Annotated in this window: 15 protein-coding genes; 6 read left to right on the top strand and 9 right to left on the bottom strand. The window is 41.0% G+C overall.

The window, feature by feature from the left end; all coding sequences use genetic code 11:
• Positions 1–173: 173 nt before the first annotated feature.
• A complete protein-coding gene (locus HF322_RS03430; RefSeq protein ID WP_169392017.1) occupies positions 174–1991 on the top strand; it encodes a MobA/MobL family protein in 1818 nt (605 codons plus the stop codon).
• A 336-nt stretch (positions 1992–2327) separates the two neighbouring features.
• Here the strand turns inward: HF322_RS03430 and repM are convergent, their stop codons facing one another.
• The gene (gene repM / locus HF322_RS03435) at positions 2328–3245 is read right to left on the bottom strand and encodes a replication initiation protein RepM (RefSeq protein ID WP_169392018.1); all 918 of its coding nucleotides are present in this window, start codon (positions 3243–3245) and stop codon (positions 2328–2330) included.
• A gap of 644 nt (positions 3246–3889) precedes the next feature.
• Between repM and HF322_RS03440 the strand changes: the two genes are divergently transcribed.
• Both HF322_RS03440 and HF322_RS03445 read left to right on the top strand, forming a co-directional pair.
• On the top strand, positions 3890–4090 hold the full coding sequence (locus HF322_RS03440; protein ID WP_169392019.1) for a hypothetical protein: 201 nt from the start codon (positions 3890–3892) through the stop codon (positions 4088–4090).
• 58 nt (positions 4091–4148) lie between these two features.
• A complete protein-coding gene (locus tag HF322_RS03445) occupies positions 4149–4556 on the top strand; it encodes a hypothetical protein (RefSeq protein ID WP_169392020.1) in 408 nt (135 codons plus the stop codon).
• On the opposite strand, the gene HF322_RS03450 is transcribed toward HF322_RS03445, so the two are convergent.
• The 8 genes from HF322_RS03450 to HF322_RS03485 all read right to left on the bottom strand — a co-directional run bounded on the left by HF322_RS03450 (position 4548) and on the right by HF322_RS03485 (position 11170).
• Complete coding sequence (locus HF322_RS03450; protein ID WP_169392021.1) at positions 4548–5177, bottom strand: recombinase family protein; 630 nt, start codon at positions 5175–5177, stop codon at positions 4548–4550. The genes HF322_RS03445 and HF322_RS03450 overlap by 9 nt on opposite strands.
• Positions 5178–5311: 134 nt before the next feature.
• Entirely contained in the window at positions 5312–5743 is a 432-nt protein-coding gene (locus HF322_RS03455; protein ID WP_005180630.1) for a hypothetical protein, read from the bottom strand.
• 157 nt (positions 5744–5900) lie between these two features.
• Positions 5901–6272 (bottom strand): MliC family protein, encoded by a 372-nt coding sequence (locus HF322_RS03460; protein ID WP_169392022.1) that lies wholly within the window; start codon positions 6270–6272, stop codon positions 5901–5903.
• Positions 6273–6545: 273 nt separating this feature from the next.
• On the bottom strand, positions 6546–7010 hold the full coding sequence (locus tag HF322_RS03465; RefSeq protein ID WP_169392023.1) for an NUDIX hydrolase: 465 nt from the start codon (positions 7008–7010) through the stop codon (positions 6546–6548).
• A gap of 103 nt (positions 7011–7113) precedes the next feature.
• Positions 7114–7443, bottom strand: coding sequence for a DNA-binding transcriptional regulator (locus HF322_RS03470; RefSeq protein ID WP_169392024.1), 330 nt, complete (start codon positions 7441–7443; stop codon positions 7114–7116).
• Entirely contained in the window at positions 7434–7751 is a 318-nt protein-coding gene (locus tag HF322_RS03475) for a type II toxin-antitoxin system RelE/ParE family toxin (protein WP_169392025.1), read from the bottom strand. Before HF322_RS03475 ends, HF322_RS03470 begins: the two co-directional genes overlap by 10 nt.
• Positions 7752–8320: 569 nt before the next feature.
• Positions 8321–9535 carry an IS256 family transposase gene (locus HF322_RS03480; RefSeq protein ID WP_169392014.1) on the bottom strand — a complete coding sequence of 405 codons (1215 nt, stop codon included), beginning with the start codon at positions 9533–9535 and terminating at the stop codon, positions 8321–8323.
• 390 nt (positions 9536–9925) lie between these two features.
• On the bottom strand, positions 9926–11170 hold the full coding sequence (locus HF322_RS03485) for an amidohydrolase family protein (protein ID WP_169392026.1): 1245 nt from the start codon (positions 11168–11170) through the stop codon (positions 9926–9928).
• 506 nt (positions 11171–11676) lie between these two features.
• Between HF322_RS03485 and HF322_RS03490 the strand changes: the two genes are divergently transcribed.
• From HF322_RS03490 to HF322_RS03500, 3 genes are all read left to right on the top strand, one after another.
• On the top strand, positions 11677–12540 hold the full coding sequence (locus tag HF322_RS03490; RefSeq protein ID WP_169392027.1) for a LysR substrate-binding domain-containing protein: 864 nt from the start codon (positions 11677–11679) through the stop codon (positions 12538–12540).
• 444 nt (positions 12541–12984) lie between these two features.
• A complete protein-coding gene (locus tag HF322_RS03495; protein ID WP_169392028.1) occupies positions 12985–14361 on the top strand; it encodes a dicarboxylate/amino acid:cation symporter in 1377 nt (458 codons plus the stop codon).
• A 60-nt stretch (positions 14362–14421) separates the two neighbouring features.
• Positions 14422–15846: an aspartate ammonia-lyase gene (locus tag HF322_RS03500; RefSeq protein WP_258192780.1), complete on the top strand. Its 1425-nt coding sequence runs from the start codon at positions 14422–14424 to the stop codon at positions 15844–15846.
• The last annotated feature ends 770 nt before the right edge of the window (positions 15847–16616 follow it).

Here is a 16616-nt window from a genome sequence, read left to right on the forward strand (position 1 = left end):
GGCGATTATAGAACGGATCCCAACCTTCCCAAAAGGGAAGGCACGCTTAGTAGTTTCTAATCCATTCCTCCGTCATGGATTAGAAACTAGCGTGGTAAGGGGCGTTGCCCCTTTACGAACCCCAGTCGAGGGAGACCCCCCGACACCCCCCGAAAAAAAATTGTGAGGCGCAAATGGCAATTGGCAGATTAAATGTTCGTGTTGGCAAAAAAGGCAAAGCTGCGCCGCATGCTAAATACATTTTTCGTGAAGGCAAATACCAAAAATGTGGTCTTGGTATGGAGGAGGTTGAGTGCATTGGCTCAGGGAATATGCCAAAGTGGGCGGCTCATGATCCCAACTTTTTTTGGCAAATGTCGGATATTTATGAGCGTAAAAATGGCACGACATATCGTGAGCATGTGATTGCACTGCCAAGGGAGCTGACGCCCGATCAGCGCCAAGCACTGGTTGAGGCTTGGATTAAGCAAGAGCTTGGTGATAATCATGCTTATCAATATGCCATTCATAATCCGCCAGCAAGCGATGGTAAGGATCAGCCGCATTGCCATTTGATGTTCAGTGAGCGCTTAATTGATGGGATAGCGCGTGATCCGGATCAGTATTTTAAGCGCTATAACGCTAAAAACCCTGAGCGCGGCGGTGCTAAAAAAGCGAATGTGCAGAAATTATTTAGTGAGCGCCAAGAGGATCTTTATGGGCTTAGAGGGCGCTGGGAGGATTTGTGCAATGGGCATTTAAAAATGGCAGGAAGCGACAGCCGGATTACGATGAAGTCTTATAAAAACTTAGGGATCGATCTCAAGGGCTGCAGCTTTCATATTGCAAGGATGAAACATGATCTGATTAAACTTGAATATACAGAGTATGGCAAAGAAAGAAAGGCGTGGCTGTCGGCAGAGCGTGAAGTAGATTCTTTAGAGGTTTCAAAAATGCTCAATGATGAGCAGGAGCACTTAGCTGCAAAAGCTGCCGAGCAGCAACGGCTTGCTGAGGAAAACGAGAAAAAACGCTTGGCAGAAGAAGCGGCAGCTCAGCGCAGGATTGAAGAGGAAGGCGAGAAAAAACGCTTGGTAGAGCAGGAGGCGGCTGAAAATGAGCGACAAGAACAAGAACGCTTGGCTCAAGAAGCTGCTAAGCAAAAAATAAAAGAGCAGCAAGCTCAAAGGGAGAGACAAGAAGAACAAGAAAAGCTTGCGGCCATTGCTGCTGAAAATGCCAAACAAGCTCAGCTGGAGGCTCAAAAGCGTGATCAAGAACGGCTTTTAGAAGAAAATCGCCGATCAAAAATTGAAGAGGCGGCGACCATTTACGTTAATCATTTTAATCACTCTGACCCTGATTTTCCACGATTTACATTACGGCAAACCTTTATATTGCAAGGCATTGAGGGGTTGCGGTATTTACCAAATTACGAAACAGTCTTTAAGACGCTATTAAATCCTAGGCATGAGGCAATCGTTCAGCTGCTGCTTGACCCTCAATCGCACCGTCTTTACCAAAAAGATGAGCCATTACCTTTGAAAAAAATGCTTATAAAGCTTCGCTCCCCCCATACCCAAGGTTGTGTTTCAAGGTTGTATGGTCAGTATGAGGTGGTTATAGGTCAGCTTGAGGCAACAAAAAATCTTGATGTGACCCAAGAAAGCTTGGATTTGAGCGTACGTTTTAGCAAGTGCTTAGACGAGTTGCAAGGTGTGATGGCTGAGAACTTAAATTTTGCACGCGCTGATGATATTGAGGTTTATCAAGACTTACAATCTCAAACGACAATCATGTACCACAACGTTTTTAGTGAACTTGAGGAGCGCGGCATTAGGGTGGAATTAATCGAAACTTATAAGCAAAGCTTTGCTAAAAATCAGGAAAAAGTCACGGCGGCGATCAAGGTCGCGCAAGATAAGATGAATCGACCTAACGCTCCCAAAGAGCCGTCATCAGAGTCTGTACCAAGGAAAATATTCACACCTTTTTCTTTTCGAAGACGCTGACTGTCAGCAAAAGCTGACGTTTTTTGAGGTAGCGATTGTCTAGTAAATTGCTAGCAAATTTGTTGTAAATACCTAGTACAGAGCTAGTAAATACCTAATTTGAAGCTAGTGAATAGCTAGCAAATTCCTAGTGATTTACTAGTGTTTTTGTTGTAAATAGCTAGCGATTTTGGGGTTCAAAGCTATTTTTCATAGATTTCTAGCATTTTTGTTGTTATTTACTAGCAAATTGCTAGTAAATCACTAGTTCCGATGTTGTAAATAGCTAGTTCGGAGCTAGTGAATAACTAGCGAATTCCTAGTGAATAGCTAGTGATTTATTGAAAACACATAACATTAACGCTTCTTCGACGGTTTATAGCCAACTTTGGCAAGCAGTGGAGTGTAATAAGACTGCATATTCTTATCATTTAAGTTGGCAGCAATGATATCGGCATACTCTGCGGTAGATGCGCCAACAGGGGCTTGGCTGCCAAGCTCTGGAAGCTGAGCTAGCTTATTGCTAAACATGGAGATTTGCTGGGGTGAGAGTTTGATGAAAGCGTCAGCGGTCACGGTTTTTTCTTTGTTCTCTTTAAATTTAAAACTGAAGGAAATAGCAGTAATTTTACGACCAGTTTTATGTTGATCGTAGCTTGCGATAATATCGGTATGTTTATTAATTTGTTCTAATGCAGGCAGTAAAACTTTAGCTTTAAATCGTTCCATGAGTGGATATTCATCATCCAAAACGCCAATTCTGTCTCTTAAATCCTGAATTTCTATCCTTGGTACTTTCTTAGTGGAGCGCCAAGCAATGAGTATTTCATAGAGCCGGACAGCATAACTGCTGGTTAACTCTGCGACTTGAGAAAGTTCATAGCTCGTAAATTGTCGCTCAAGCTCGGTAATCAATGGGATAACAGCTTGAGCAAAACGAATTTTGACAAATGCGTCATTAACGGCATAGCCAACCTCACTAACCCACCGCGTTGTCGATTTAACTATTTTGCCATCTATCGTTTCCCCATAAGTAAATCTACGTTCTAACAAGTCGCTAGAAGCCTTTTTAAGTGACTTATAAGCCGCATTTGCCTCCACTTCAAAGCTTTCAGCATAACTAGCGGCTGAAACAAATAAAGGTTCATTAAAGTTATTTTCATTGGAGTGATGTCGAGCCTCAAGAATCGCAAGAAGGATTAAACGCTGTTCTGCTAGGGTCAGGCTATAACTTGCGTTAATAAGAGCATTGTCCTTAACTACTAACTTTTTCATAGGAACCTCTAAGAATATTCATTTAACAACTATATATTAAAAGTTGTTAAATTCCTACCAAAGGTTGTTATATAACCTACCAAAGGTTGTTATATAACCTACCAAAGGTTGTTATATAACCTACCAAAGGTTGTTATATAACCTACCAAAGGTTGTTATATGGAAGCGCCAGCCCTTTATTTACGTGCGTTGCGCGGTACGGAAAAGTATTTAAAAGTATTTAAAAACAAAAAAGGGAAAATTCAAAAATCAAAGCCATTCAAACGCGATTGAAGAGACAGAATCTCAAAAGCGACACAAATCCAACAGGACACATCGGAAAAAACGAAGCAGCAAAAAACGCAACAAAAGTGAAGAAAAAAAGGATTAAGAACAACACTGTTTAATAAAAAAGAAAAAATATTCCGCGCGGCTCAAATTTGCCGTTTTAAGCTGTGGATAAGTCCTTTTAGCTATGTTGATACCAAAAGAGGTTTAAAACGCTGTAGAGGGGCTATTAGGGGCTAAATTAGGGCTAGAACAAAGTGTTATCTAAAAATATAAATAATTTTAAAAAATAATTATAAGTAGATATTATAATTTGATGAACTTTAGTAAACTATCAATTACAGGGCATTAGCATTGCTATAAAAAAGGATTTACCTATGGGTAACTCAAAAGATGGTGATGTTTTAGCTAAGCTTACTTCTATGGATAAGACTCAGTTAGCTGAGGTTGTTAAAGCGTCAATTCAAGCCAATGAGGGGTGGCTAAAGACTTTAGAAGGGCTAGATGATGAGGTGCTTAAGAATGATATCTGTGATGATCTTGATCAAAGCCGCAAGATTCTCAAGCAGCTTAGGTAATTTAACTCAAATGTGGTGCTAAGGCTTTGTAATATTAATACTTTGAGAAGGATTTTCGGTGAAATTTGTTAAATTGATTGGCGCTGTAGCTGGACTAATGATAGCTACTGTGGGTAATGCTTATGTGTATGATGACGAAGCTGGCGGATGTTACTTATTTCAAGCAGACAAAATGATTAAACGAGGAGTCTGCTTAATTTCTACTGAAGCTATTCATGGCAATATATATAGAGACTTATCGTTCGAGGGTAAAACTTATGAGCTTCACGAAAATGCAGAAAAGTCAAACGTAGTACATAAGCTAAATAAGATGCCTGCTAAGCTCTACTATCGTAACTCACGATTCCCTAAAATCATATTGAATATTGATGACTTAGATAGCTACCCTTTCCTAACTTGCTATAAGAATAAGAGTGTTGATATTTGCTACAGAGAGTTGGTTCAAAAACCAGATGAATTAGGATAGATTCGGTCTATCAAGTTCTTTAGAAACGGCAGCAATAAGATGCCGTGAGCAGTTGGCGGTTTTTTGGATGTCGCTGTAGCTGTGACCGGATTTGAGTAAGCTAGCGATGACTTTGCGCTTGTTAAGGTCTTTGCCACGACCTTTGTATTTGCCGTCAAGTTTGGCTTTGGCAATGCCTTGCATTTGGCGGTGACGGCGGTCTTCGTAGTCTTTTCGGGCAATGGCGGCAAGCATGTCAAGCAGCATGGCGTTGATGGCTTGAAGGATACTCGCCATAAATTCGGTGCTGTGGTCAGCTTGAAAGGCGAGGAATGAGGTGGGAAGCTCTTTTGAGACGATAGCGAGCTTCTTATCAGAAAGTTTTTGCTTTAAGGTGTTCCAATCGTCCTGATTTAATCGCGCTAGGCGGTCAATTTGTTCAACAAGGATAATATCACCGTCAGAAGCATCCTCAATCAGCTGCATGAGCTGAGGCCGTGCAAGCGTTGCGCCGGATTCGTTTTCGATGTAGTAGGCGGCGATCTTTTGACCATGATCTTTGGCAAATTGATCAAGTTCAGCTTTAGCGCGGCTGGCGTTCTGCTGTTTGGTGGAGGCGCGAAGGTAGGCTCGGATAAACATAAAAGGCTCTCAGACTGTTATAAGTGGTTTCATTATATCAGTCTGATTTAGATAGTTCTAATAGCTAATTTTGAGCCGGATTTAGTGGTTCTTTTGGGGTATAGGTTTGAGGACATGGTCTAATAAGGCTGATATTAACCTTTAATTTTTTTGACCGATTTCGTATTACAGCCTTTGTATAAAATTTTGCTTCCTGCATCTTGAATATTAACGCTTGATTTATGGTAGTTGTTTAGCCTTAAGGCACCGCTCATAATGCTGAAATTGTCTTCATCACCAAATACAGTATCAACTACATCGGAGCGACCTAAATTAATTGGTAAAAATCTTTTTTTACCATTTAGATAGGCTTCAGCGTACGTTGGTAAGTTTTGTTTATTAAAACCATAAGTAACACTTACTTTTTTGTTATTCTGGCACGAATAGTTTACTTGGCGAACTTTGACAGCTGAATCATAGCTTTCTGCAGGATCCATAACTTGTTCTGAATAAGCGAGTGCTGAGCCTGAGCTTAATAATGCGGCTGAGACCGCGAAAGCCGATATCGTAGTTGTTAAAGTTTTCATAATTTACTCCTTGGGTTTAAGGTAATTATCATTAGTTGCTTTAGAAAAGCATTATGTGCTTTGTACTCAACAAAAAACTTGGTAATCCGCCTCTTCAGTTTGATTTGCTTATTTCAAGTTGAGAGTGGGGTGTCAATACATTATTTATAGTCAATAACTATAGTTGGCAGTTTACTTGATACTGTTGACCATTATCTGAGGTGATGGTCATAATGCCAAAGTCTGCTTTGGTATGCCAGTCATAGGTGGTCTTTGGGTTTACATTGTTTACATAACGTACGCCAGAGCCTGATACTGCTTGCTCTAGCGTGATTTTTGCGTCTTGTAGACCTACTTTTGGCAAGGTGATGTTTAGGTTGGCCGCTTGACCCTCCGCTGCATAGGCGGCAGTAATCATGCCGTTGTCTTCACAGGTAAATGACTGAACGACTGGTTTGGCAGCAGTGGTTGGGGCGGTGGTGGTCGGAGCGTTGGTTGCACAAGCGGCTAACAAAACGGTAAAAGGAGCAACAGCAAGTAATTTTTTCATAAACGATATTCCTCAATTTGGTAAGTGAATGTGAGTTGTTATACTGAGCAATATGATACATGCTCAAATGTAATTTCGTGTTGTGGTTAGAGTTTACCAAGGTAATTATTTCAGTCTTTTTCGTGATTTGCTACATCCTTATAGCCTAAATGATTGAGTGATATTTGGTTTTTTGTTTACACTGTTTTTTTATTTAAGATAAATACCAGTACCGCCCCTAAGATGACTATACTGGCGATTATAAAGTTGAGCGTCAGCTAACTTTCTTACTTTTTAGAGTAACTCAGCTGCTTGTAATGCTATTTCTTTAACATCTAAGCTAAGGGCTAAATCTGCATTGATCAAATCTTCAGTATCGAAAAATCTAGCTTCTAGGGCGTCATCACCTGCTAGAGGATCACCAGAAACCCAAATACAAAGTACGGCTACAAGAACAAAATGGTGACGAAGCTTACCACTACTATCAAAGTCAAACGCGTCTACAGCGTTAAATGTCTTAAAGGCTTTTGATACAATGCTTGTCTCTTCATAAAGTTCACGAACGGCAGCATCTTTAACAGTTTCCCCACGTTCAATTTTACCACCGGGAAAACCCCATCGACCTGCATCGGGTGGGTTAGCACGGCGTACTAAAAGCACCTTTCCATCTTTAAAAAGTACTCCAATAGTAGCTACTATTGGACGTAGGCTCTGTGGTTCGTATTGTATTATAGGTTCATTACTTAGTATATTAGACATAAAAACTCAATTGAGAATAGGACATAGAGGATAGCTTAATATTCAAGTCCTCACTAGGGAAGCCAACCTACCTAAGCCATCTAAGCTATGCTGAAAAACCATCTTAATGAGCCACGCGCAACAACACTTTAGGCTCGACTTTCGCAATTTTCAGTAGAACGCTAGCCGCCTTTGACGGATTGCGTTTGCCTTGCTCCCAAGCTTGTAATGTGCGAACTGATACCCCAAGAATTTCAGCAAATTCTTGTTGTGACAGCCCTACATTTTGTCTGGCTTCAACAGCTTCATTCAAAGCAGTTTGCTCACGTACCACGCCTTGCCCCGCCTTAGCCTGTCTGATGCTTTCAAGCAACAAAGCCCCTAGCTCATCCCCTGTAAATTCGTGATCAGCCAAGTCAATATTGTCTAAGTCATTCATCGTCTTTATTGCCATGTCTCTAACTCCTTTATCAAATCTTTAAGCATATGAGCCGGAATGTTTTCGGTTTTGGCTTTGGCATAGATCAAGAGCATAAAGATTTCACCACTTTGTAGTCGATTGTAGTAAATCGCTCTGACGCCGCCACTTTTACCAGTACCCTGCCGAGCAAAACGAACCTTACGAACACCACCGCTTTTAGGAACGACATCACCAATCTCAGGATTATGGCTAATCAAGCTATGCAGTTCGCCCTGTTCTTTTTTGGTTAATAGGCTATCAACCATTTTGATATAGAGCGGTGTTTCAACAACGGTAAACATAAACGATTCCATATACTACATTGTAGTAGTATAGCAGATTATGGCTTAAAGATTAATATTTTAATTCTATAGATTTAAGAAAAGCGATAACCCTAGCGTAAATATTCCTTAGCCCAACGGGTCAATCTCAAAAAGGATAGGATTTTAAGATAGTTAATCGACTAAAAACGGATGCTTCAAAGCTTAAAAAGCGCCCGATTAAAAGCTGTTTAGATTATTTAAGATGATGAGAAACAGTAATTATCATTTGGGTCTCCAACTTCTCTCAGGTACTTAGCATATAGAGTTTTCAACCAAGTAAAAACAAGCAAATCCAAGTAAAAATAAGTAAAACCAAGCAAAGACAAGCTTAGCGAACCAAGTTAAAACAAGTTTCAGCCCGAATTATAGGTAGAAAGCCAAAGAAAAAGATCAAAATCAAGAGCCAAAGATAGGGGATTGAGGTGAAACTGATTGATGGCAGGATAGGCTATCGCCGTCAAATATAGGGTATTTTTATCTTGTTGTTAGTCGGCTAGTTAGTTGGTTATCAATGGCTGAGCCCATCCCGAATTCTGTGTAACTGCCATTTAGATTAAATGCTTACTAATACGGTCATCAAACATAATCATAAAGCGATTCAAAGCAGACGTCCAGTTACGGATTGGCATCGACCATTTTTTGGATGCCTGCTGGGTGGCTAAGTACACCACTTTAAATGCAGCCTGATCAGACGGGAACACCTTACGCTTATTCACCGCTGTCCGAATCACACTGTTTAGCGACTCAATAGCATTGGTGGTATATATGACTTTTCTGATGTCTTTAGGGTACTCGAAGAATACCGTTAAGCCCTCCCAGTTATTACGCCAAGACTTGACCACATGTGGGTACTCTTTGCCCCAAGTCTCATCAAAGTGCTCAAGGTTAGCCTCTGCTATCTCAAGCGTATCAGCGCCGTAGATGGCCTTTAAATCGGCGGCTACTGCTTTTTTATCCGTCCAGGGTACAAATTTCATCGAGTAGCGCACCATGTGTACGATACACAGCTGAACCTGAGCATTGGGATAAACCGTATTGATGGCATCAGGAAAGCCCTTTAAGCCATCAACACAGGCAATGAGGATGTCTTGTACCCCGCGGTTTTGTAGTTCAGTGAGAACGCCTAGCCAGAACTTAGCGCCTTCATTCTCTGATAACCACATACCCAGCAGCTCTTTTTTACCATCAAGTCCCACACCTAGCGCCAGATAGATAGCTTTGTTGATAATCTGCTTGTCTTGGCGTACTTTGACGACAATGCAGTCTAGATAGACAATAGGATAAACACTGCTTAACGGCCGGTTCTGCCAAGCGGTGATGTCGTCTAAGATATTGTCAGTGACTCTTGAGACAAGAGAGCTTGAGATATCTACGTCGTAGAGCTCTTTAATGCTCTCTACAATCTCGGTGGTGGTTTGACCTTTGGCATAAAAGAATATGATTTTATCATCAAGGCCACTAATACGGGTTTGATGCTTACTGACGAGTACAGGCTCAAAGCTGCTATCACGGTCTCTTGGGGTAGAGATCTCAAGATCGCCGCTATCACTGCGGACAGTCTTTTTAGTGTGTCCATTGCGCTTATTAGGCTTGTCTGCTTTCTCATGCTTAGGATAGCCAAGATGCTCTTCCATCTCAGCTTCTAGGGCAGTATCGATAAAGGATTGCATGAGCTGCTTCTGAAAGTCTTTGATGTCATCGAAGCTTTTCATACTACCAGCCATTTGCTCGGCTAGTTTCTTAATGTCAGTTTGCTTAGTCATTGCTTATTCTCCTGTTAGGGGATTATAAGCAGTTACACACTTTTTAGGAAAGGCTCCCTCGGATGGCTATGAGGTTCTTACGCTTAGAAATGATGAAATCATTTAAGTTATCTAGTATTTAAAAACGGTTTAATAAGGCGCTTCTTAATCATAAAAGCGCCTTTTTTCATATTTTAAGCAGTCATCATTTAAAATTGATCATCTCTTTATAATTGCATTCAAAGTACCAACATATCATAAACCCAGAATAGCATAAACCTAGATATTCTATGGGACGTGAACCTATCGAAGCCGTTTAAGCTATATTTCCCTCAATGCTAGAGCAGCCTAACCTAAACCGTCGCTAAAGCCTTAATAAGTTCAAGGTATGATATTTACTAAGTTTTTTAATTAGTTAAAGTAAATCTCAGCCGCTTGGTTATTAAAGGTTTGAATTCCATTTTTAAAGCCAGCTAATGCTTGGGCATTTGAGCGAATGGCTTCAACTGCATTTTCAGCTTCTAGGACGACTAAAGTCGCCGAGGCACCAACTTCAATCAAGCTATTTATTGCTAATAATTTAGCAGGGTTTACAGTGATCATATCAAAAGCGTCACTTATTTCGTCATCTGAAGATAACTGTGCCAGATTGGCATACATATTTGCCATTCTGATCAAGGAGGCATCACCGTAGGGCGTGAAAGCATTTAAGATGTTATTGCTCGATATGGTCGTATTAATGCCAAGCTCTGCAAATTGATTGGCATTGACAGTACCTCTTGGAATCAAGGCTTCATAATCACTGCCATTTATGTAGATGTCAGTAGCAGGCAGCACCGTCAAAGTAATATTGGCGCTTTTAAGCAATCCTGCCATCTCACCGCGCTTCATTTTATCCATTGCCGAAAGCTTGGTGACGTGACCAATAGAAACACGACCTTGATAATTGCGTTTAATCGTTTCTTCAACAAGTTTTGGTATGCTTGAGTTTTTCGGATCCAAGTCAAAATCAAGATGAAAATCGACGTCAACGTCAAACTTCTCAGCGATGTCAAATATCATTTCAATATGCTGATCTGGGTTTTCGTCTTTATAGGGACAGCCACCTATGAGATCTGCCCCTTGTTCTAGGGCTTGCTGTAACAGCTGTTGGGTTGTAGGTTTAGTCGTCAGTCCTGATTGCGCAAACGCACAAATTTCAATATCAATAGCAAAGGCATATTTGGCGCGGGCTTTTTTTATCGCGTTAAAGCCTTCCAGCTTTGTTTTTTCGTCCGTTTCTACAAAGGTACGTAAGCCAACTGTACCTTTCTTGATTGCCATTTCAATGACTTTTGAGGCACGATTAAACACATCTGCTTCCGTAAAATCCTCTTTTGCTTTATCTGTTTCTTCAGCAGCTTCCGTAAATGTACCCTCACTGACGTTACAACGATCCAAAATACAAGCTTTATCAAGATGAATATGGCTTTCAAAAAATCCTGAACATACAAAATGTCCTTTTGCATCATAACGGCTTATAGACGCATCAAGCTCATTATCAATATCTTGATCTTCAAGGACTTCAATACGTTCAATGTGCCCATTTTTGATGTAAATATTCACGGGATAATGATAGCCTATTAATCGGGCGTTATTTATAATTAAATCAGTCATTGGAATCCTTTGATAAGTTATTATTTTTAATAGTTTTTTATAATGTGAATAGGTCTAACATTGTCACTATATCTGCTTTAACGGTCGATAGCTCAAGCCCTTTTGAGTTCCTATCTGGCTAGGGTATAGACTCAAGATCTGTCTAGCTCAGCAAGTGCAGATAGAATATGCAAATAAAATCAAAAAAAATATAGTCATTCGGTAATTTGCCCAACCCTAAGCCGCCTATCCCATTAAACTAAACTAAGCTGCCCTACTCTTCTTAAAACGCTTCGCCTGCTCAAAGGTTTTTCTTTATTATTAATGATGCGCTTAACCGCTTTAGACCGCTCAATCAGCTTATCTTTAAGGTAGCTAAAATCCTATTTTTACACCACAATCTATTAAGGCTTTTGAGCTTTTATTAATTACTATATATTCAAAGACATCGTAGCTTTATCGCCATAAGCTTAAAAAACAAGTCAATGGGCAATCGCTATCTTGCTTAGACCATCGTGGTGAAATCAATGATTAGAGAACTTAAAACCTTTGTAGCCGTTTGCGAGTTAGACAGTTTTGCTGCCGCAGCCAGACAAATAAATCTTACCCAGTCTGCGGTTAGCGCTCAAATAAAGACCTTAGAAGATGCATTAGGATTACCCTTATTTACCCGCTCCGCTCGAGCCATCACGCTCAATCAGCAAGGCAGCCGAGTGCTGCCTATTGCCAAAGAAATTTTAGCGCTTTATGCGACGATGCAATTGCCTTCAAATACGGATATTGCAAGCTATTATGGTCAGCTCAAAATTGGCGCTATCAATTCAGTGCAAGTCGGTATTCTACCTGAAGCTTTAAAAGCAATTAAAACCTTAGCGCCGCTCATGCACACAGAAGTTATTCCCGGTCGGTCAACTGAGTTTTTCAAGCAGCTAGAAGAAGGCAGTATAGATGCTGCCATTACGGTGCAGCCGGCTTTTGCGTTACCTAAATCTATCGTCATCGAATCCATTATGATTGAGCCTTATGTGCTGATCAGCCCCAAAAAATGGGAATTTCACAACCTAAGACAAACTTTGGAACAGCATCCTTTTATTCATTACACCTTAAAGTCCTCCGCCAGTACAAAGTTAAGTACCTTCCTAAAACAGCAAAATATCAAAGTCAATACCATCATGGCGATCAATGACCTTGATGCTATTGTCAGGATGGTCGAGTCAGGATTAGGAGTCGCCCTAATTCCCTATGCTGGACTTTGGATTAGGACGGCAGCACCGGTACAAGTTCACCATTTAGGAAATCGTGATTTGGTTCGTGAAATTGTGCTTGCTTATCGTTATGTCGATCGCCAACATCCCAAAATTAATGCGTTAAAGCAGGTGTTATCGTTGTGAGATACCGCTATTGGCTTTACTTTAAGTCATAACTCTCGGCAGCGCTTTTAATGCCTAGCTGATCTTTCGTCTTATTTCTAAAATAGCCCACCTTCCCCCTCCTTTTTCGTTTTACACAGTTACGAGACAAAATTAACGACAAGCTTAGTCGATTAGCCCAAAATTTTTTTGGGCTGAGAACGGATTATTTACGTTTTTCTTGCTACTTATTCTCAGTTACGATGATGAAACTTTATTTAATAGCGCAAAGCAAATACTTTGGTCTTATGAGCTCACAGCCTTGCTGATTTGCCTATCTTTAAGCCTTTGCTTTATATGTTTTGATGCAAGCAGCCAACCATAAACGGATTATTTGTTGTCTGCGAGATCAAAAACGGCTATTTCATAGAAGCTCAATGATGAACTATCACCAACTTAACATTGTCACAACCAAGGACGGAATTTATGTGGAAAAACATGGGGCTGACGGGCAAGATTATTGTTGCCATGATACTGGGAATCATCGTAGGTTTATTGATAAATTATCTTAGCTTAAATGCTGAAGGCAGTTTTATTAATACCTATGTGACCAATGGTTTTTTTGCCATTGTGGGTAAGTTATTTGTTAATTCTTTAAAAATGCTCGTTGTCCCTTTGGTACTGATCTCCTTGATTTGCGGTGTCTGCGGTATTGGTGATATTCGATTGCTGGGTCGAATTGGCGGCAAAACCTTTTTTATCTACATGATCACCACAGCGCTTGCCATTACGACCGCTATTGGTATCGGTTCCATGTTTGGCATTGGTAAAGGCATGCAGATCGCAACCAAAGCGGTATTTGAAGCCGAGTCTGCCCCGCCCCTCATTGATGTGTTCTCCAATATTGTGCCTTCAAACCCCATCAGCGCTATGGCAAACGGCGATATGCTGTCCATTATCTTTTTTGCGATGTTAATTGGCATCAGTATTTTGATGGTTGGTAAACCTGCCAAAGGTTTGGTTCAAAGTTTAGAGCTAATTAATGAAGTCATCTTAAAAATGGTGACCATCATTATGAACCTTGCACCTTATGGCGTCTTTGCCCTGTTAGCCAAAGCCATGTCTGAGCTGGGTTTTGATTTGATTTGGTCGTTATTGGGTTATGTTGCCGTATTGGTGGGCGCGCTGATTTTCCACTTTTTTGTGACGATGATGGTGATCTTGAAGCTGACTTCCGGATTATCGGTAACGACGTTTTTAGCCAAAATGCGTGATGTTCAGATTTTTGCTTTTAGCACCTCAAGCTCAAACGCGACGATTCCCATTTCTTTACGTACCGTGACGGAGCGTATGGGCGTCAATAATTCAGTAGCATCATTTACCATTCCCTTTGGCGCGACCATCAACATGGATGGCACAGCCATCATGCAAGGTACAGCGACCATTTTTATCGCTAACTTATACGGGGTGGATTTAGGCATTGCCGGCTATTTGACGGTGATCTTGATGTCAGTGCTAGCCTCAATCGGTACGGCTGGCGTTCCGGGGGTGGGGCTGATTATGCTTTCTATGGTATTTGCTCAAGTGGGGCTGCCGATTGAAGGTATTGGTTTGATTTTGGGGGTTGATCGGATCCTCGATATGCTTCGAACTGCGGTGAACGTTGGTGGTGATGCCGCAGTGACAGTTATCGTGGCAAAAATGGAAAACGAAATGGACGTGGCGGTTTATAACGATCCGAACGCCGGCGCAGAAACGATGTTCGATGATCATATTGATGCCGATAGCGAACGTGAATTATCCGCGGTATTTAGCGATAACTTACTGGGAAGTGAATATAACGAGATAAAGCAAAGCTCATAGCTTAAACCTAAGAAAACTATACTTTTTTCAAATAACTTAACACTAAGAAGACCTAAGACTATGGAAACTACCATGCTACCAACCAACGATCAGCCGCTCATTCGAACTGAAACAGATTTACTTGGCGCTCAATCTGTCCCTGCAACTGCCCTTTACGGTATTCAAACGCAGCGCGCTCACCAAAACTTTAACATTACAGGCGTGCCCATCAGTCACTTTCCGGAGTTGATTAAAGCGCTAGCCATGGTCAAATTTGCGGCGGCTCGCGCCAATCATCAACATGGCTTACTGAGCAATGAAAAGGTCAATGCCATTACGGAGGCTTGTAAGGATCTTATTCGTGGCGAGCATCATGAGCAGTTTATTGTTGACTTGATTCAAGGCGGCGCTGGCACGTCAACCAACATGAATGCTAACGAAGTGATTGCAAACCTTGGCTTGGCAAAAATGGGCTTTAAGTACGGTCAATACAGTCACTTGCACCCGAATAATGACGTCAACCGCTCGCAGTCCACCAATGACGTTTATCCAACGGCGGCACGATTAGCCATTATATTTGCAGCTCAGCCGCTTAAAGACGCCGTAGCTAACTTGCAACAAAGCCTTGCGGCTAAAGGTCAAGAATTTAGCACCGTTCTTAAAATGGGTCGAACCCAAATGCAAGATGCGGTACCGATGACTTTAGGTCAAGAGTTTAATGCCTTTGCCAGTGACTTAGGTGGTGAAACCGCTCGTATTGATCACAGCTGCCGACAGTTATGTGAAGTAAATTTAGGCGGAACGGCTATTGGTACAGGGATTAATGCGCCTAAGGGTTATGCTCAATTAGCTATTAATGAACTGGCAGATATCAGTGGCTTGCGCGTGCGCCTTGCCCAAGACTTAGTAGCCGCAAGCTCTGATATGGGCGCTTTTTTGACCTTTTCAGGAACGCTTAAACGCTTAGCCATTAAATTGTCTAAGCTTAGCAATGATTTGCGACTGTTGTCGAGTGGTCCACGAACGGGCTTGGGTGAAATTAACCTTCCCGCCATGCAACCAGGATCATCGATTATGCCTGGTAAAGTGAACCCTGTCATTCCTGAAGCCATGAACCAAACGGCATTTCAAATCATGGGCACGGACATGACCGTGACCATGGCAGCAGAAGCAGGTCAGTTGCAGCTTAACGCTATGGAGCCGTTGATTGTCTATAACCTATTAAATAACGCTCGCATGTTAGAAAAGTCCATTCGAATGCTCGATGAGCTTTGCATTCAAGGCATTACAGCCAATGAAGCTCGCTGCGCTCAGCACGTCGACAACAGCATCGGCATTGTGACGGCTTTAGTGCCGCATATCGGTTATGACAATGCCAGTCGTATTGCAGGTCATGCTTTGCTCAACGGCTTAGGCGTTGCTGAATTGGTGAGACAAGAAAAGCTATTAAGCGATGAAGAGCTGGCGGCAATTTTATCTCCTGATACGATGATTAATAACGTTTAAGTTATTGTCCTCAGTATTGAAAAATCTGCCATTTTTATTTATTTTAGTGCTTAAAAGAACCGTCAGTATAATCTTACGGTCCTTTTAAATATTAAATTTAGAAGTATAACAATTTTTATTAATAAAATAAATTTATAACCGTTACTTTTGTTCTTAAGATACTATCAAAACAGTTATATCATTTCTTAGGTTTTTTAATCCTTTATCCGTTTCAACGCTTTCGTTAAAATCTTCTCTCCAAATGAATAAATTAGCCACAAGTTCTGAAATTTTTGATCATTAAAAATAGCTTAAGCTAGTAACTCTAGATATCACTGCTCTGGATATCACCGCGCTAGTTATTAATCAGATATTACTTTTGTCTATCAAATCGTTGATATCGCGATCGCCTTTTTGCGTTCACTCTAACGCCTTGTAATAGTCATTGCTCCGATTTAAAATTTGCGCGGACAGGCTATAAGTAAGTGATGCCAGCTTTGACGACCAATTTCATGGCAAGGTTAAAATCTGCGTAACTTAGAGGGTTATTCTCCTTAAATTATGCAGAGATTAAAGTTAAACAACAAGCAAAGCCACTGCTAAAGTAAAGCATCAAATTTCATCTTCTTGATAAAAAAATATCAAAAAGTGAAGACAATAAGAGTCATCTGAGCATAAAAAAGCGTGGCGGTGAAAACACCATAAGCCATAAGCAGCAATTAATATCAACAACTGCCCTACTAAAAGCGTATCATGTGGGCATTATTTTCATAACAGATGGTAAAATAATA

This window comes from Psychrobacter sp. MF31 (genome assembly GCF_012847335.1).
Lineage (GTDB): Bacteria > Pseudomonadota > Gammaproteobacteria > Pseudomonadales > Moraxellaceae > Psychrobacter.